Below are 20,033 nucleotides of genomic sequence, written 5' to 3'. Positions count from 1 at the left end.
TTTTGCCTATGAGCACAGTTTACAGAAGATTTCGGAAGAACAGCGGGACTAGTCGATACTTGATGAACTTTTCTAGTAGGAGGGCTATTTGTGGAACAATCCGTACAACAGTTGCCGTTGGTGCAGGTGCTGGCTGATCTGCCACGTACAAATGAAGTGAAAACGGTCGAATCTACACTCTCGCTCTCACAAGAGCTGCAAGCGGAACTGCGTGTTTTTGCGAAGCAGGCAGGGGTCGGCGATACACGTATCCTGCTCACCGCGTATCAAACGCTCTTATACCGTTATACGGCTGAGCAGGAAATTGCCGTGCTCGCACGAGTTTCTGAAGACCGCGGCATCGCGTTGTGGTCGAGCCTCTCGGACACGATGTCATTTCAGGAGCTGTTACAAGCAGGGCAAGTGCAGGAGGTGTCGTTGGCGACTGTCAGTGCGCATCCGCTGATACTCGATTTGTCTGCCGATACGGTGCGCTGGAGCTACAACGGTGCTCTTTATTCGCAAGAGTTGATCATGCGCCTGAGCCAACATTTTCTCCTTTTGCTGGGTGGGGCTGTCCAAGAGCCGGAGCGGATGCTGGGGCAACTTCCTTTGCTGACCGAACGGGAGCGTCGCGAATTGGCAGCGAAGGAGGACGAACTGTCGGGTGGTGATGCACCACTATTGCATCTTCAAGTGGATGCGCAGGCTGAGCGCTGGCCGAACAAGGTCGCGTTAGAATTCCAAGGGGCGACGCTCACCTACGGCGAACTGCAGGAACGAAGCAATCGCTTGGCCATGTACTTGTGTGCACAAGGTGTCGGGCCGGAAGTGCTGGTCGGTCTGTATATGGAACGGTCGCTCGACGTCGTGGTCGCGATCTTGGCGATTTTTAAAGCGGGCGGGGCTTATGTTCCGCTCGATCCAAAGCTACCGCAAGACCGAATTCAATTTATGCTAGAAGATGCGGCGGTGAACGTGCTGGTCACCTATCAACACCTGCTCGACCAGCTTCCCGAGACGGAGTGCCGTGCCGTGCTGCTCGATGCGGAAGCGGGGGCGATCACGCAGCAGCCCGACATGCGTCCGGAACTGGGGGCGGCAGGCCACAACTTGGCCTACTTGATTTACACCTCGGGATCGACAGGTAAGCCGAAAGCGGTGATGGTCGAACACCGCCACGTCATGTCCACGTTGGAGGCGACCGTGCACCATTTTTCATTTACGGAAGATGATGTGATGCCGCTCATTGCATCTGTCGCTTTTGACATCTCGTTTTTGGAGATGTTTGTTGCGCTGGTTTCCGGTGGGAAGACGGTCATCATCGCTCACGAGCAGGTGCTCGATTTTCCACGTTTGATCGAAACGATCAAAGGATTTACGGCGCTCCATGCCGTGCCGAGCTTGATGCGGCAGATTGTACAATCGATCGGAGAACTTGGTGGGACAGCAGAGGAGTATGGGCAGATGCGCTTGCTACTCGTCGGCGGCGATGCGGTTGCACCCGACCTGTTAGCAGAGATGCACAGCGCGTTTCCAAATGCGGAGGTTCACGTGATGTACGGCCCGACGGAAGGGGCGATCATCTGCTCCACCCACCATGCCAAACGCCAAGAGAAAATTGAGGGCTACCCGATCGGGAAAAGGCTTGGAAATGCGTGGATGAGGGTTTACGACGGGCATGGGAATCTGATGCCGCTTGGGGTGCCTGGCGAACTGTATCTTGGGGGACACGGGGTCACCCGCGGTTATCGCGGGCGCGAGGATCTAACCGCAGAAAAATATGTGGAGCTCGACGGAACGCGTTGGTACCGCACAGGAGATCTGGTGCGGCGCTTGGCCGACGGGACATTTGATTTCTTGGGCCGAATCGACAATCAGGTGAAAATTCGCGGGTTTCGCATCGAAATCGGGGAGATCGAAACACGGCTTGCAACTCATGTGGCAATTAATGAAACGGTAGTGACGGCCCGTGCGGATGGGGACGGGGAGAAGCGTCTGGTCGCTTATCTGGTGCTTGAGTCGGAAGTGAGCGCTCCGACGGTGTCCGAACTGCGCGAACACTTACAAGTAGCGTTGCCCGACTACATGGTACCGTCTGCTTTCGTCTACCTGTCCGAGTTTCCGCTCAACCCGAATGGCAAGATCGACCGCAAACGCTTGCCTGAGCCGGAATGGACTTCAGAAGAAGGCTATGCAGCACCGCGCACACAGGTTGAAGAGCTAGTGTGCGGCGCGTTCGCAGATGTGCTTGGCGTGCGGCAGGTCGGCATTCGCGACTCCTTTTTCGAACGAGGCGGCAACTCGCTGCTGGCGACACAGGTCATCTCACGCGTCCGCCGAGCGCTCAACGTGGAACTTCCAATGCAAAGCCTCTTGGAGGCGCAGAGCGCAGAAGAACTGGCCCGTGAGTTGGAACGGATATTGGCTAGCGGGGAGGCAGCACGGGGCACCGCGATTTCCCCCGTCCCGCGGATGGGTCGTGAACCGCTGTCGTTTGCCCAGCAACGGATGTGGTTTTTCGATCAATTGGAAGGGAGCAGCGCGCTGTACAACGTGCCTTATGCCCTGCGCTTGACGGGGCCGCTCGATCGAGCCGCTTTCACGCGGAGCATCGAAACCATCCTCGGGCGTCACGAAGCGCTGCGCACGACCTATGTCGATGAGAGCGGTCAACCGCATCAGGTGATCGCGCCATTTAGCCACGGTGGAGCGGCGGTGACGTTTCACCCGCAGATGGATGAAGAGATAGCTCTGCAATGGTTGCAGCGGGAGGCAGATCGTCCGTTCGATCTGGAAAACGGCCCCGTGTTGCGCGTCGAGGTCGTGCCCGTATTGGAGCATGAGCATCTGCTGTTGCTCAACTTGCATCATATCGCTTCTGACGGCTGGTCGATGGGGGTCTTGCTCCGCGAACTGGCGGAACTGTATCAAGGTAACTCCTTGCCAGAACTGCGCGTGCAGTATGCCGACTATGCGGCGTGGCAACGCGATTGGTTGCAAGGGGAGGTGTTGGAAGAACAGCTCGCCTATTGGTCAGACAAGTTGCAAGGCGCACCGGCCCTACTCGAACTGCCGCTCGATCATCCCCGTAAGGCGGTGCAGACCTATCGCGGTGCGGTAGAGTTTTTGACCTTGTCAAACGAGTTGAAAGCGAAGTTGGACAAGGTGGCGCGGCAGGAGAATGTCACGTTGTACATGCTGTTGCTGGCAGCCTTCAAGGTGCTGTTGCATCGCTATACGGATCAAACTGATCAACTGGTCGGTTCACCGATCGCAGGGCGTCACTATGGTGGTGTGGAGGAGTTGATCGGATTTTTTGTCAACACGCTGGTGATGAGAACTGACCTGTCGGGCGACCCAGCTTTTGACGATCTGTTGGCGCAGGTGCGCACGACGACGCTGGAAGCGTATGCGCATCAGGATTTGCCGTTCGACAATCTGGTCGAAGCGTTGCAGCCAGAACGCAACCTGAGCTACTCGCCGCTTATTCAGACGTTTTTTGCTTTGCAGAACATGCCGATGCCCGACTTTTCGGTATCGGGGCTGGCGGCCACGCCGCTCGATCTGACAAGCAGCACAGCGAAATTTGATCTGGCGGTCGTCGTCGAAGAACGTGCGGGCGGCTTGCTTGCACGGTTTGAATATGCTTCTGACCTGTTTGAAGCGACGACGATCATGCGGATGGCCGGACATTTCCAAACTCTGCTCGAAGGAATCGCGACTGCATCTAACAGCCCGATCTCGCAACTGCCATTGCTCACTGGGATGGAGCAGCCCGTCTTGCATGGGACGATGCAAGAGCCGACGCGAGCGGTCTATCAGATCGTGGAGGAACAAGCGGCGCGGACGCCGGAAGCGGTGGCGCTGCGCATGGCGGAAGCGCAGATGACCTATCGAGAATTGAACGCTCAAGCCAACTCCTTAGCCCGCCACCTGCGCGAGTTGGGCGCGGGTGCTGATACGCTGGTCGGTGTGCTGATGGAGCGGTCGATGGAAGTCGCGGTCGCCTTGCTCGCCGTACATAAGGCAGGTGCCGCGTATGTACCGCTCGATCCGAAACATCCACAAGAGCGGATCGAATACATGTTGGACGATACTAAGGCACCGATCGTGATCACGCAAGCGCGCTTAGCAGGTCTGTTAACCGAAACGGGTGCACAGGTCGTGCAGATCGATGAACAGTGGACTGAGATCGCCAATCAACCTGTCCATAACCTCGATTTGGAGTTCTCGCTGAACCAACTGGCCTACCTTTTGTACACCTCCGGCTCGACCGGACGTCCAAAAGCGGTGATGGTGGAGCAGCAGAACTTGATCTCGTCGCTGTGGGCGAGTGTGGAGGAGTTTGGGTTTCGAGCGGGCGATGTGATGCCGTGGACCGCTTCTGTGGCGTTTGACATCGCGCAGTTTGAGCTGTTCTGCCCGCTGATGACAGGCGGAACGACTGTGATTTTGCCAGAAGACCTGTTGCTCGATTTTCCGCGCTGGGCCGAGGAAGTGCAAAGTTACACCGCGATGTTTGCCGTCCCGAGCCTGATGCGTCAACTAGTGCAGTCGATGCGGGAGGAAGGGCGCGCTCCGGCCGACTATGCCAACATGCGACTGCTATTCTGCGGCGGGGATGCGGTGTATGCCGACCTGTTGGAGATGCAGCACGAGATGTTTCCACAGGCCGATGTCTATGTGCTGTACGGTCCGACCGAAGGGACCATTTTGTGCACCCACTATCTCGCACGGCGCGGGAATTTGTCGGAGCGCTGTCTGCTCGGTACGAATCTGAAAAATGCCAATCTGCGGGTATGTGACCGCCACGGCAATCTCGTACCGTTTGGCGTGCCGGGCGAACTGATCGTAGAGGGGGCCGGGGTAGCACGCGGCTATCGAGGGCAGGAAGAGCTGACCGCAGAGAAATTTGGCAGCGGAGAAGCGGGCCGCTTCTATCGCACGGGTGACTCGGTTCGACTGTTGGAAAATGGACTGTTGGAGTTTCTGGGCCGCATGGACAGCCAAGTGAAGATTCGCGGCTTTCGGATTGAGGTCGGGGAGATCGAAGCGGTTCTGGGACGTCACGCGGCGGTGCGGGAAGCGGTGGTCACCGTCCGCGAAGATGTGCCGGGCGACAAGCGTCTGGCCGCTTATGTGGTCAAGCAAGACGAGGTGACCGCAAGTGTGCTGCGCGATCATCTGTCCGCATCGCTGCCAGAGTATATGGTGCCGTCCGCATTCGTATTTCTGGAGAAGTTTCCGCTCAACCCGAATGGCAAAATCGACCGCAACCGTCTACCAAAGCCGGAGGAGGACGTGCTGGATCGCGCGTCCGGTGGTGGGGCGCGGTCACAGGAGGAAGAATTGGTCGGCGGTGTCTTTGCGCAAGTGTTGGAACTGCCCGCTGTGGGGCGTGAGGATCATTTCTTTACTCTCGGCGGCCATTCACTTTTGGCGACACAAGCGGTAGCCCGGTTGCGCAAGCTGTTTGGTGTCGATCTGTCGGTCAAAGCGCTGTTCCAAGCGCCGACCGTGGCCAGCCTGACGGAAGAGATCATGCATCTTGGGCGCGGTGTGGAACTGCCGCCAATTCACATGGCCGAGCGGAACGGACTGTTTCCCGTATCGAACAACCAGCGCCGACTTTGGTTCATCGAACAGGTGCAGGCTGGCGACGGGCTGTATCACATTCCGCTGACGATCCGCATGCGCGGGGAGTTGAACCGAGCGGCGTTGACGGAGAGTATGCAAAAATTGGTCGCGCGACATGAAGCGCTTCGCACCGTGTTTATTGAAGTGGACGGCGCACCGATGCAACGGGTGATCGCTGATCTGACACTGATGGTGCAGGTTCACAGCGGACAGGAAGAAGCGACAGTGTGGCAAACGATTCTCGCAGAAGCCAAAAAGCCGTTCGATCTAGCTCGAGGTCCGTTGATCCGTGCCGATCTGTTCGAGCTGAAACCGCACGATCATCTGTTGCTGCTCAATCTGCACCATATAATTGCAGACGGCTGGTCGGTCGAAGTTTTTATGAAAGAACTGGGCGAGGTGTACGCGGGGATCACGCAGGAGCGAGAGCCACAATTGCCGGAAATGACGCTTCAGTTTGCCGACTATGCCAAATGGGAACAGGAAGTGTTGCACGGCGAACGGATGGAACAAACGATGAGCTATTGGAAGCGGCAACTCTCTGGGACCTTGCCAGTGCTTGATTTGCCTACTGACCATCCGCGACAGGCAACGCAGACCTATGTGGGCACAACACTTACGCGCGAACTGCCATCGGAACGACTGGACAACTTGGCACAGATCGCCCGCCGTGAAGGGGTGTCGATGTATATGCTGTTGCTGGCGGCGTTCAACGTGCTCTTGTACCGATGGACCGGGCAGAGCGATTTGGTGGTCGGATCGCCAAGCGCAGGGCGGGAGCGGGCCGAAGTGGAGAACGTGTTTGGCTTTTTCGTCAACACGCTGGTCTTGCGCAGCGATTTGTCGGGCAGCCCGTCGTTTCTCACCGTCTTGCAGCGCGTCCGCGATGTGACGTTGGATGCGCTGGCTCATCAAGCGGCGCCACTCGAGCGGTTGATGGAGCTGCAACCGCAGTCTGACCGCCGATATTCCCCGCTGTTTCAGACGATGTTCGTCCTGCAGGACGTCGGGTTCGACTCGTTGCAACTGCCAGGTTTGAGCTGGGAAATGGTCGAGTCCGACCTAGGAATCGCAAAGTTCGATCTCACCTTGTATGTGGAAGAGCGCGCCGATGGAATGAAAGCGATGGTGGAGTACAACACCGATCTGTTCAATCGAGTGACGATGGAACGACTGCTCCAGCAATGGCAGACTTTGTTGGAAAGCATCTCCGAAGATCCAGATCGCTCAATTGGCGAACTGCCGCTCAACAATGAAGAGGATCAGGCGTTGACAGAAGAAGAATTGGATGAACTTTTCATTTGAGTCGGTCATCCGCAGAAGGAGCAGCTTGTCGGCTGCTCCTTCTGTATGAAGTTAAGTAAAAGTCGAAGGATTAATATTAAGTTAGATTCTAACTAACTTATTTGGGAGGTTTTTTGTAAATTTAGAAGAATTATTATAATGGATGAATGTAGTGATTTACGCGGATCACTTTTTAAAAGGAGAAGCAATTTCTGCGACCCGCACACCTGTCGATGCGTTGCAGACGAAGCGGATCGCTTTTTCTATCGCAGTTGGAAAAGGACGCAGATCCATCACGTCGTGCGGTTGAGCGGCACGACAGAAGTTCGTATTGTCGATCATTTTGTCAAGCTGCTCACCGCCGCAATGGGATATCGGGACAAGTGCGACTCGAACGCCTTGTTGTTGATCTTGCTCGACACTTGTACGAGTCAGGGCATGCGTGCCCCGAAGATGTTCTGCGTTATGAGGAAGACCTTGATGAGCTGTTCAATTAAGAAGGGGGTTGCCCTGTGAACTATTTGTCAAAAGAAAACGTCCAAGAAGTTCTCGATCTGTCTCTCTTGCAGACGCGCATTTACCAGCAGGAGGACCCAGAAAATGCAAAGACACACGTTTCGCAGGTGCGGTTGCATCTGAGCGGTTCTTTCGATCCTGCGCACTGGGAGGCGGCCATTGCTCACGTCATCTCTCAACACGCGTTGCTGCGCACCGTGTTCCGTCCTGTGCGCGGGCGTGTGGTACAGGTGCTGTTGAAGACGCGCCCGATCCCGGTGGAAATCCTCGACCTGACCGGAAAAAGTGGGGAGGAAGCGACGGCAGAAATCGAAAAAGCGGCACAGACGGGACGCGAACCGTTTCACCTGGGGGAAGGTCCACTGCTCCGTGTGACGGTGGCCGTGCTCGATGCGGCCAATGCGGTCGTGATCTGGACGTATCACAATATGATTCTCGACGAGACGAGCCGCCGCATCGTGCAAGCTGACCTGTTGACCGCTTTTGAGGTACTCGTTCAAGGAACGGCACTTCCTGTGGTACATCGAGCGTCATTCAAAGAGTATCTAAACTGGTTAAACGCACAGGATCGCTCATTTGCTCGTGAGTTCTGGGCCCAGCACCTTGCCGAGTTTGAAGCGGCAACACCGCTGTTAAGCCTGCGCGAAGGAAAAGCGGGAGCGCCAGGTGTCACCAGCCGCACGTTCTCGGCGGGGCTATCCCGCTCCTTGGAGCAATTGGCAGTTGAGCAAGGCATCAGCGCGGGGACGCTGGTGCAGGCAGCGTGGGCATTTTTGCTCAACCTGTATTCGCGGGAGGATCGCGTGACATTTGGCGCGGGCTTTTCGGGGCGCCCAGCCACGCTTGCTGGAGCGGAAGGGATGGTTGGCCGTTTCAGCAATACGCTTCCAGTGCATGTGCGCATCGATGGAGACGAAGCGGTGGGTTCGTTCTTGAGCAATCTGCACCGGCTGATCGAAACGATGGCCAGCTTTGCCGTACTTCCGCTCGCTGAAGTGCGAAACTACGCAAGTCTTGGCGAGGGTCAGGAACTGTACAGCAGTTCGGTTACCGTCTACGAATCGCCAGTCACACAGGCGGGCGGACTGCGCGCCACCCTGGAATCGAAGCGGGAAGGGGGGGACCTCGCGCTCGCCCTCGATCTGGAAGTGGGCGAGACGTGGCTGGCTCGTGCCACGTATGCGGGCGACCGTCTGCAGACAGAAACGGCAGACGCGATGTTGCTGCACCTCGAAACGGTGCTCACAAGCATCGTCACAAACCCTCAGGCGCGCATTGGTGAATTGAACGTGTTGCCCGCAGTAGAGCGGGAAGGGGTGTTGGGCACGTTCTCCGCTTCGAAGCTTACCTCCTATCCGCTCGATCGTTTTGCACACCAAGTGATTGCAGACCAGGCGGCCAAGGCGCCCGATCGAGTCGCAGCGATCTGCGGCGATCGACAAGTGACTTACGCTGAACTGAACGCGCGTGCCAACCGTTTGGCGCATTTCTTGCGCGAAAAAGGTTTTGGCCGGGATGATCTGGCTGCTTTGTTCGCGGAGCGCGGTATCGACATGCTGACGGCGATCGTCGCCGTGATGAAGGCGGGCGGAGCATACGTGCCGCTCGATTCGGCTCACCCCGATACACGCCTCGCTTCGATCATTGAAACATCGGGCGCCTCTGTGATCTTGACACAAGATGGGCTGAATGAGCGCAGCAATGAGCTGTCCCCACAGGCGCTCATCTTTTCGCTGGATCAGTTGGACGAACTGTCCAGCTATTCGGATACCAACCCACCCAATTGCAACGAACCGCACGATCTCGCCAACGTCTTTTTTACCTCCGGTTCCACCGGTTTGCCGAAAGGGGCGATGGTTGAGCATGTCGGCATGCTCAACCATCTGTATGCGAAGATCGAACTGCTCGAGCTGACCGACCGCTCCATCGTCGTCCAAAATGCGTCGCACTGCTTTGACATCTCGGTCTGGCAGTTTTTAGCGCCGTTGATGGTCGGCGGTACGGTTGTCATCTATGAAAATGATCTCGCCATGGACCCGCTGGCACTGCTTGCCGCTGTACAGCGCGATCATGTCACGATCCTCGAAATGGTGCCCGCTGTGATCGAAATGTTCTTGCAGGCGGTAGCAGAACAGGGCGAGGAGGCCGCACTGCCAGCCTTGCGCTATATGCTGTCCACCGGGGAAGGCTTGCGCAGCGGTCTTTGCGAGCGCTGGCTTCGCGCGTATCCGCAGGTGAAGGTGGTCAATACGTACGGTGCGACCGAATGCTCGGACGATACGTCGCACAAAGTGATCACCGCAACAAACCATGCCGACTGCGATCTCGACCGCGATTTTGTTACGCTGGGCACTCCGATTCCCAATTTTAGCGTCTATGTTCTCGACCCGTGGAATCGCCCCGTTCCGATCGGGTGCACAGGTGAAATTTGCATGACAGGCATCGGTGTTGGTCGCGGTTATCTGAATGACCCGGAGCGCACCGCACAGGCGTTTGTGCAAAATCCTTTTGCAGATGGCCGTGGCGATCGCATGTACAAGACTGGCGATCTCGGGCGCTACCTGCCGGACGGACGTCTGGAGTTTGTCTCCCGCGTCGATTTTCAAGTCAAAGTCCGTGGGCACCGCATCGAGCTTGGCGAGGTGGAAGCTGCGATCTTGACCCATGCAGCGGTCGAGCAGACGATCGCCATCGTGCGCCCCGACGGAGCTGGGCAAAACCGCATTCTCGCCTATGTGATTCTCTCCGCAGCGGTGGAAGGGGACGCATGGCGTGACTATCTGCATGATCGCCTGCCGGAGTACATGATTCCTGAGCACATCATCGTCCTCGACGCCTTTCCGCTCAATCGGAACGGGAAAGTGGACCGCAAAGCGCTACCAGAACCGGAGGCGGTCAAGCAAGAAAGCAGTTCCTTTACCGCCCCGCGATCTGAATTGGAGCTGGCGTTGGCCGAGATCTGGAGTGAAATTCTGGAGCGCCAAAACATCGGGATCGACGACAGCTTTTTCCACCTTGGCGGACACTCCTTGAAAATGATTCAGATCCGCTCGCGGATCAAGCAAAAGCTCGGCCTCGACGTGCCGCTGCGAATCCTCTTCGAAAATTTGACACTGCGTGACTTGGTGCCGCATGTCAGCGCTCAACAAGAGGTTGACGGCGTTTCTCAGACGATACCTGTCCTGCCTGAAGCGGACAGCTACCCCATGTCACACGCTCAGCGTCGTCTGTATTTCATCCAGCGTTTGACACCTGAGAACACGGCATACAACATGCCAGAAGCGTATGTGATCGAAGGCGCGTTGCACAAAGACGCGATGGTTGGTGCTTTTCAAACGATCATCGACCGCCATGCGGTGTTGCGAACCACTTTCACGATGCAAGATGGGGAGCCAGTTCAGCGAGTCGCACCATCTTATCATCTGGACGTACCGCTCGAAGACCTCTCGTCGTGGCCAGAAGCGGAGCGAGAAGCCGAATTGCAACGGCTCATCCGTACAGAGCAGACGTTGCCGTTCGACCTCGAACATGGTCCGGTGATCCGCATCCGCTTGCTGAAGCTTGGTGAGGAGCGCCATGCGCTGTTGATCACCAAGCACCACATCGTGACCGACTTCTGGTCGTGGGGCTTGCTTCACGATGAGTTCCACAAGCTGTATGAAGCGTACGCAAAAGGGGAGGCTAGCCCGTTCGCACCGCTTCAGCTTCAGTATCGCGACTTTGCGAACTGGCAGAATGACCGCTTGGCGAATGGGCTTCTGGCCAAGTCGGAAGCGTATTGGACACAACAGTTGTCAGGTGATCTTCCCGTGCTTGATCTGCCGACCGACCATCCGCGCCCGGCGCTACAGCAGTTTGAAGGGAACAGCATCCATCGCCTGCTCGACCGAGACCTTTTTGACAAAGTAAACGCCTTGGGCACGCAACATGATGCGACCTTGTTCATGGTGCTACTCGGCGCGCTAGGCACATTCCTATCTCGGATGAGCGGGCAACAGGATATTGTGATCGGCACACCGGAAGCCGGACGCAATGTGATGGAACTGGAAGAGTTGATCGGCTTTTTCATCAACACTTTGCCACTGCGCCTCGATCTGTCGGGCAACCTGTCGTTTGATGATATGCTCGAGCGTGCGAAACGAGTGGCTTTGGATGCGTACGCCCACCATGAGTATCCGTTTGACCGATTGGTAGAATTGGCCAAACAAGAGCGCGATCTGAGCCGCTCTCCGCTCTTCTCCGTGATGTTCCAAGTGATACGCAAACCGGACGAAGCCAAGCAGAGTGGGCTTGCCTTGATGCCGCTACCGATGCAAGCATCGAGCACCGCCTTCGATTTGGCGGTCACGTTCGTCGAGCACGACGCAGGTCTAGAACTGCACTTCGACTATCGCACCGATTTGTTCGAGCGGGCGACGATGGAGCGCTGGATCGGACATTTTGCAACGTTGCTTCATGCGATCGTCGAGCATCCTGAGCAAAAGCTGACCGAACTGCAACTGCTCACGGCGGACGATCTTCAGCCGCTGCTCGGGGCGTGGAACGAAGTTACTGTCGCACCTGAGCCAACGCTCTGCGTTCATCACCTCTTCGAAGCACAGGTGGAGCGCACGCCAGACGCGACCGCCGTGGTTTGGCAAACGGAGTCGCTGACGTACCGCAAACTGAACGCCCGTGCGAACCGCTTGGCAAGTCACCTGCAACGTCTAGGTGCAGGCCCGGAGCAACTGGTCGGCCTGTTCCTCGACCGCAATTTGGATCTGGTCACCGCACTGCTTGCCGTGCTAAAGGCGGGCAGCACTTTTGTGCCGCTCGATCCTGCTTATCCTGAGGAGCGCCTCGCGTTGATCTTGGAAGATACGAACATGCCGCTGTTGATCACCAGCACGGGACTTGCGCCGAGCTTACCGCCTCACCAAGCGCTGACGGTGCTCATCGATGAGGAGCTTCCTCAGGCAGTGGAGGATGCGGACAGTAACGTGACCTCACCTGTACGCGCGGACAATCTTGCCTATTTGATCTACACGTCTGGCTCGACCGGGCGTCCGAAAGCGGTCATGGTCGAACATCGTCAACTGATCGCGACTCTGTTGGCAAGCCAGCAACATTTCGTTTTCTCTAAAGACGATGTGTTCCCGTGGGTCGCCTCGTTCGCATTTGACATCGCGTACTTCGAACTGTTCAATCCTTTGATCACAGGCGGGACATCGGTCATTTTGAACAAAGAGCACTTGCTCGACCTGCCAGCTCTTGTTCGCGATCTGCAAACCTATACGCTGATCCATACCGTTCCGAGCCTGATGCGTCAAATCGTAGACCTGATCGCAAGCCAAGCGATCGATACGTCCTGCTTCGACCACTTGCGCATGATCTTTATCGGCGGCGATGCGGTGCCACCAGAACTGCTCAATGACATGCACCGCACGTTCCGCCACGCCGAAGTTCGCGTCCTGTACGGTCCGACTGAAGCGGCGATCATCTGTGCGCAGTACCCGGTTCCGCGCGATGCGTCGATGGAGCGCTACATGATCGGTTCCTCGATGCATCATGCTAAAATCCGCATGTACGATGTGCACGGCAACCTCGTGCCAATCGGCGTGCCAGGCGAGCTCTACATCGGTGGCAGTGGCCTGTCCCGCGGGTACTTTGGCAGACCGGAGCTGACGGCAGCACAGTTTGTTGAAATCGACGGGGAGCGCTGGTATAAATCGGGTGATCTGGCACGCTACATGGCGGACGGGTCGATCGACTTCCTTGGGCGCATCGATAACCAGGTGAAGATTCGCGGCTTCCGCATTGAGCTTGGTGAGATCGAAGCGGCGTTGGGCAAGCTTCAGGCGGTCGCAGAAGTGGTCGTCCTGGCGCGTGAGATCAAAGCTTTTGACAAGCAGTTGGTCGCTTATGTCGTGCCGAAGGAAACAGGGGGCTTGTCGGCAGGCGAGTTGCGCAGTTCCTTACGAGCCCGCCTGCCCGAACAGATGGTACCGTCCTTCTTCATCTTGCTCGAGGCGATGCCGATGACTCCGACTGGCAAGATCGACCGCAAAAAACTGCCGCTGCCCGAGCAGACAGCGGGGGAGTACATGTACGCAGCACCGCGCGACGCGATCGAGTTGGCGATGGCGCAGCTCTGGGAAGAGGTGCTCGGAATGCATCCGGTCGGCATGAACGACAATTTCTTTGAGATCGGCGGTCATTCGTTAAAGGCGGTTGCGCTGCTCGAAGCGGTCCGCAGACGCTTTGACGTCATCTTGCCGTTGACCTCGCTGTTCCAATCGCCGTCTGTGGCTGGCCTGTGCAGTCACCTGCGCGGGGAGCGTGAACTGGAACAAAGCTCCGTGCTCGTCCTCTTGAAAAAAGGGGATGGAACCCGTCCACCGCTCTTCCTGCTTCCGCCGCAAGGGGGCGGGGTGATGAGCTACTTGCAATTGGTGAAAGGCTTGGCCGAAGCAGAGACCGTATACGGACTGCAATCGGTCGGTTACGAGTCGGATGAAGCCCCGCTTTCGACGATGGAAGAAATTTCGGAGCGCTTCTTGGCTGAGATTCAAGCGGTTCAGCCGGAAGGTCCGTATCGCCTCGCAGGCTGGTCGTTCGGCGGAGTTGCGGCATTTGACCTCGCGCTGCAGCTGGAAGCGCAAGGGCAAGTTGTGGAGTTCATCGGCCTGTTTGACGTCATGCCGATCGACCCGGAAAACGGGGAGATCAATGCCGGACAGCAGTCGGAGGAGGTGGCGTTGATTCATCAGGCCGCCCAGGTTGAACTCGATCTGTCTTTGCTACAAGATCTGTCGTTCGAGGAAGGACTTGACCTTGTCTTGCGCCGCGCGCATGAGTTGAATCGTTTGCCAGAAGGCACGACCCCGCAAGCGATGCGCAAGAAGATGCGCGTCATGATGAACAACGGCATCGCCGGGTTCTCCTATGTGCCGCCAACGAATGTGCGCGCAGACTTGACGCTGTTCCGCTGCTCGGAAGTGCCACAACAGCAAGAGTTGGCTCATCCGTTGGTGGAGCCTAAGCTGTGGCAAGCGTTCACAAAAGGCGATGTGCATGTGGTTCCGGTGCCTGGCGATCATCACAGTTTGTTCCTCCAGCCAAACGTGCAGGAGGTAGCCGAAAAACTGAACAACCTGTTGCAGACAGTGGGACGCGCAGGACATTTGATTTAAATAAAAGGAACAGCCGGTTGGCTGTTCCTTTCTGCGTGACGATTTTCTGCGACGAGAACAGTTTCGGCCCGGACAGCCAAGAAGCGATACTCACGTTTATTCTCGCGAAAGTCCCGCTAGAAGGCGCGTACAGCCGCGGGAGCAGGTGTCTGCCGAGATCGCTGCTTGCCGGATGATGGATGCGGAGATGAATGCAGATTGGTACGAACAGCAGCAGGAAGCGGAGAGAGCACGCGCCTTGCTTGCTTAGATCAATGTGCAGGATTTTTAAATGTGTAAGTGGTATATCAATCAATAAATATCAAAAAGGAGGTGATAATAGTGAAGAGATGGGTGAGTGGTTTTCTCGCTGTGGGGATGTTGCTGACAAGTACGGCTGTAGTAAGCGCGTATACATCAACAGTCACAGCTGATGGTACTGTGTCCGAATATCGTGCTGGTAACCAAAGGGCGTTTTACTAAATCTCTGGTAACCAGCCGCGCAGTTGGCAAGGACCTGAGTTCGGTATTCCACCGACCTCAGGTCCTTTTAGTTGGGTCTGTCAATAATTTTGTGAAAAGTACAGAAAGCCATAATTACCGAAGATGAAGGTCAATACGGTCAGGGAAATGGATGGCGAGCTGCGGGAGGATTTGTCCCCAGTCAAGAAGGGCATTTGTCTGCAATCTGAAAGGAACAGCCGATTGGCTGTTCCTTTTTGATCGGATTTATTTCGACAATTCGGTAATAAATTAAGCGCTTTAAGGAGGTTTCCGATTTTAGAACAAAGAATATGAAGAGGAGCAAGGAAAATAACGGTTTCTTAATTTTTATCAAGATTAACTGAAGAACTCAGGCACCGTCAGGAGGCATTTTGAAGATGAGCCAAGAGGATCGAACGTTGGATGGGATCGCAGTTGTCGGATTGTCTGGCCGCTTCCCAGGAGCGAAAAATATTGAGGAGTTTTGGAACAACTTGCGCGATGGAGTGGAGTCGGTGCGCTTTTACACCGATGAAGAACTGCTCGCAGCAGGAGTGAGTCATACCAAATTGCAAGACCCAAATTTTGTGAAAGCGAATGCGGCGCTAGACGGGGTGGAGGAGTTTGACGCCGCCTTTTTCGGTTTTAACCCACGGGAAGCGGAAATCATGGACCCGCAGCACCGCTTGTTTTTAGAAACCGCTTGGTCGGCACTCGAACATGCGGGCTATGATCCGGACCAATATGACGGAACGATCTCCGTATTTGCGGGAACGGGAATCTCCCGCTACCTGTTGTTCAACTTGCTTCCCAACCGTGAACTGGTGGACGGGGTCGGACATGTTCAACTGATGATCACCAACGACAAAGACTATGTCGCCACCCGCACTTCGCACAAGCTTGATTTAAAAGGGGCGAGCGTGTCGGTCTCCACCGCTTGCTCGACTTCGATGACAGCCGTGCATCTGGCTTGCCAAAGTCTGTTGATCGGTGATACCGATCTGGCCTTGGCAGGCGGCGTGTCGATCGCCGTTCCGCAGGCAGCAGGCTACACCTATGTCAGCGGCTCGATCTTGTCGCCGGACGGACACTGCCGCGCCTTTGATGAAAACGCGAAAGGGACGGTGCCGGGCAGCGGTCTAGGTGTGGTCGTGCTCAAGCGGCTGGAAGACGCTGTGCTGGATGGCGATACGATCTATGCGGTGATCAAAGGGAGTGCGATCACCAACGATGGTGCGCAAAAAGTGGGCTTTACTGCACCGGGCGTCGAGGGCCAGTCCCAGGCGATCGCAGAAGCGCTGGCCATGGCCGACGTGGAGCCGGACACGATCACGTACATCGAAGCGCACGGGACAGGCACCGAGCTTGGCGATCCGATCGAACTTGCGGCGCTGACACAGGCGTTTCAGCTCAGCACTGACCGCACCGGATTTTGCAAAATCGGATCTGTGAAAACGAATGTCGGCCACCTCGATGCCGCAGCCGGGGTGACCGGACTGATCAAAACGGTGTTAAGCCTGCAACATGGTGAGATACCGCCGACCTTGAATTTTGAACAGCCCAACTCGAAGATCGATTTCGAAAATTCCCCGTTTGTCGTCAACACCAAACTGAGCCGATGGGAAACGGACGGCTCGCCGCGCCGTGCTGGCGTGTCCTCGTTCGGACTGGGCGGCACGAACGTGCATGCCGTGTTGGAAGAAGCGCCTGAGCATGGGAGCGGGGAAGCGGCGAGACCGTGGCAGTTGTTGCTGCTGTCAGCCAAAACGGAAACCGCATTGGAGGACGCGACCGACAACCTGTCTGCGCATCTGACCGCACATCCACAGCAAAAATTGGCAGATGTCGCCTACACGTTGCAAGTGGGCAGAAAAAGCTTTGCAGCCCGTCGTGCGCTGGTCGTACAGAACCGCGAGCAGGGGGCAGAGGCGCTGAGCTTGCGCGATCCGTTGCGCTTGATGAGCCGCACCGCGCCGATGCGTGAGCGCCCAGTGGCATTTCTGTTCACTGGCGTTGGCGATCAGTACATCAACATGGGTTATGAACTGTACCAGACCGAAGCGCTATTTAAGGAAACGGTCGATGAATGTTGTGAGATTTTGAATAAACATCTGGATGCAGACCTGCGTGATCTGCTGTTCGATCCGGCAAAAGCGGCGAGGAGCGACGAGCAGTCTGGACAAGCGTTCGATCTGCGCAAAATGTTGCGCCGTGACGGGGAGGCCGATCTCGCTTCCCAAACGCTGAACGAAACGCGCTATGCTCAGCCAGCGATGTTTGTGATCGAATATGCGCTAAGCCGTCTGCTCATCGAATGGGGTGTGCGTCCACAGGCGATGATCGGCCATTCGCTCGGTGAATATGTGGCAGCTTGCCACGCCGGAGTGTTCAGCTTGGAAGCGGCCTTGATGCTGATCGCCAAACGCGCTCAGCTGATCCAAGAACTGCCGGGTGGCGCGATGCTGGCCGTGCCGATGAGTGCGGAAGAGGTAGAGGGGCTGTTGTCCCCTGGTGTGTACCTCGCAACGTTCAATGCACCGAAGCACTGCGTGCTCTCTGGTACGCATGAGCAGATCGCCGCGTTGGAAGCGGAACTGCTGGCCAAAGGAGTCGCCTGCTCTCGCGTGCAATCAACCCATCCGTTCCACTCGCCGTTGATGGAGCCGATCACAGCGCAACTGACCGAACTGGTTAAGCGTGCCAATCCGCAGGCTCCGAAGCTACCGTATTTGTCCAATGTGACGGGAACGTGGGCGGTTGCAGATGAAGTGACCGACCCGGCGTACTGGTCGCGCCACCTCTGCCAGACGGTACGTTTTGCAGAAGGCGTCCACACCCTTTGCGAGGACCCTGATCTGCTGTTGCTCGAAGTCGGGCCAGGGCAGACCTTGTCCAGCTTTGTCGTGCAAAATCTGCCCGGTCGCACCGTACTCCCGACCATGCGCGCTTCGTTTGACCAGCGCTCCGATGTGGAGGTCCTGCTTAGCACGCTCGGACAGCTGTGGCTAGAAGGGGTGGAGATCGACTGGAAAGCGTTTAGCGCCGAAGAGCAACGCCTGCGCGTGCCACTGCCAACCTATCCGTTCGAACGTCGCCGTTACTGGATCGAGCCGCACCACGCGACCGTAGGTAGCACCAGCATGGCAATCCCCGAGCAAGAGGTCAAGGCGGACGTGGCCGACTGGTTCTCCCTCCCGACTTGGAAGCGGAACCTCGCCATGCCGCAGAGTTCCCCCAAAAAGCGGTCGCGCTGGCTGGTCTTTGTCGATCGGGAGGGGCTGGGTGAAGCGCTGGCCAACCGTCTGACCGCACAAGAAGATGAAGTGTTTCAGGTCCATGCTGGAGAGCGCTATGAAAAGACTGATGCTGGGCGCTATGTGATCGATCCTGCTTCAGCAACCGATTACGAACGGGTGCTGCAAGACCTGCTCCAGCAGGACAAAACGCCCGAAGCGATCCTACACCTTTTTGGCGTGACTGGCGACCGTGATCTGGCAGGGCAGTTCGAACTGGCGCAGACGCTCGGTCTGTACTCACTGCTCCATCTCGCCAAGACGATCTCTCGTCTGCACATCGCCGATCCGCTCGATCTCTGGGTGATCGCCGACCGGATCGGTGAGATCGAGAGCATCGATCTACCGTTTGCCGAAAAAGCGACCTTGCTCGCCGCCTGCAAAGTCATCCCGCAGGAATACACCAACATCACGTGCCGCATGATCGATGTGCGTCTGCCGAAGCTGTCCTCCGCGCAAGGCGAGCGCTTGCAAACGCAGTTGCTCCACGAGTTGGCTGCGGGCAGCGCAGACCGTCTGGTCGGTTACCGCGGACAGCATCGCTTCGTGCAAGCGTTCGAGCCACACCGGTTGCCACAGGTGGCGGAGCGTCCACGTCGTCTACGGGAGAAGGGTGTGTATCTGATCACGGGCGGCCTCGGCGCATTTGGCACTTGGTACGCCGAGTACCTGGCCAAAACGGTGCAAGCCAAGCTCGTCCTCGTCACCCGCACACCGCTTCCATCCCGCGAACAGTGGGCCGACCCGCTGGCAGGGGAGCACTTCGAAGACCACATCGGCACACGCATCTACAACGTGCGCCGTCTAGAGGCGCTCGGTGCGGAAGTGCGTGTCGTCACAGCCGATGTTTCGGATGAATCTCAGATGGCCGCTGTCATTAAAGCCACCGAGCAAGAATGGGGCACGATTCATGGTGTCATCCACGCCGCGGGCCTCGTCGATCGCGACACGATGACGACGATCGCCGAGACGACATTTGCCGAATGTGAACCGCATTTCAAGCCGCGCATCTTTGGAGCGTACGCTTTGCAAAAACTGTTTGCCGACAAACCGCTCGATTTCTTCCTGATCAATTCGTCGCTTTCGTCCATCCTTGGCGGCATCGGACTGGTGGCGCCGACAGCCGCACACCTGTTCCTCGACACGTTCGCCAACAACCAACAGCGCGAAGGATCATTCCCGTGGTTGCTGGTCAACTGGGAGCCAGGCGAAAGCGCCCAAATGCTCGATGCGATCGGCCGCGTCTTGGCGCAGGAGCAAGCGTCTACACTGATCGTTTCGCCTAAAGACCTGACCTCCGCGCTGAACAAATGGATTCGATTTGAACGACAAATGGGTGATGGCGACCGCATGCACGACAAAATTGTCGGTCAGGCGCACGCCCGTCCCAATCTGCACACCGCCTATGTCGGCCCGCGAGATGAAGGGGAAGAGCTGATCGCCGAGATTTTCCAAGATCTGCTTGGCATTGAAGCGGTCGGCGTGCACGATTCCTTTTTCCAATTGGGCGGCAACTCGCTGCTCGGCACACAGCTGATCACTCGTCTGCGCAGTTCCTTCCAAGTCGATTTGCCGCTGCGCATCCTGTTTGAAGCATCGACTGTCGCCGAACTTGCCATCATCATCGAAGAACTGATCATCGAAGAAATCTCCAAACTGAGTGACGAAGAGGCTTTGAGCTACTAGG

Annotated in this window: 4 protein-coding genes; 3 read left to right on the top strand and 1 reads right to left on the bottom strand. The window is 56.8% G+C overall.

All coding sequences use genetic code 11. From position 1 onward, the window contains the following. Positions 1 to 90 precede the first annotated feature (90 nt). Positions 91 to 6,924 (top strand): amino acid adenylation domain-containing protein, encoded by a 6,834-nt coding sequence (locus tag CIG75_RS10485; protein WP_094236624.1) that lies wholly within the window; start codon positions 91 to 93, stop codon positions 6,922 to 6,924. A gap of 165 nt (positions 6,925 to 7,089) precedes the next feature. On the opposite strand, the gene CIG75_RS20715 is transcribed toward CIG75_RS10485, so the two are convergent. Next, the gene (locus tag CIG75_RS20715; RefSeq protein ID WP_157729503.1) at positions 7,090 to 7,245 is read right to left on the bottom strand and encodes a hypothetical protein; all 156 of its coding nucleotides are present in this window, start codon (positions 7,243 to 7,245) and stop codon (positions 7,090 to 7,092) included. A gap of 170 nt (positions 7,246 to 7,415) precedes the next feature. On the opposite strand from CIG75_RS20715, the gene CIG75_RS10475 reads away from it, so the two are divergent. Continuing rightward, positions 7,416 to 14,591, top strand: a complete 7,176-nt coding sequence (locus tag CIG75_RS10475; RefSeq protein ID WP_094236622.1) for a non-ribosomal peptide synthetase — start codon at positions 7,416 to 7,418, stop codon at positions 14,589 to 14,591. An 860-nt stretch (positions 14,592 to 15,451) separates the two neighbouring features. Then, entirely contained in the window at positions 15,452 to 20,032 is a 4,581-nt protein-coding gene (locus CIG75_RS10470) for a type I polyketide synthase (protein WP_094236621.1), read from the top strand. The last annotated feature ends 1 nt before the right edge of the window (position 20,033 follow it).

Origin of the sequence: Tumebacillus algifaecis (assembly GCF_002243515.1) — a bacterium.
Taxonomy (GTDB): Bacteria; Bacillota; Bacilli; order Tumebacillales; family Tumebacillaceae; genus Tumebacillus_A; species Tumebacillus_A algifaecis.
This window is presented reverse-complemented; position numbering and strand designations above follow the sequence as displayed.

Excerpts from the sequence above, each read along its gene's own strand:
- CIG75_RS10470 (WP_094236621.1), top strand. The coding sequence starts at position 15,452 with ATGAGCCAAGAGGATCGAACGTTGGATGGGATCGCAGTTGTCGGATTG.
- CIG75_RS20715 (WP_157729503.1), bottom strand. The coding sequence starts at position 7,245 with ATGATCGACAATACGAACTTCTGTCGTGCCGCTCAACCGCACGACGTG.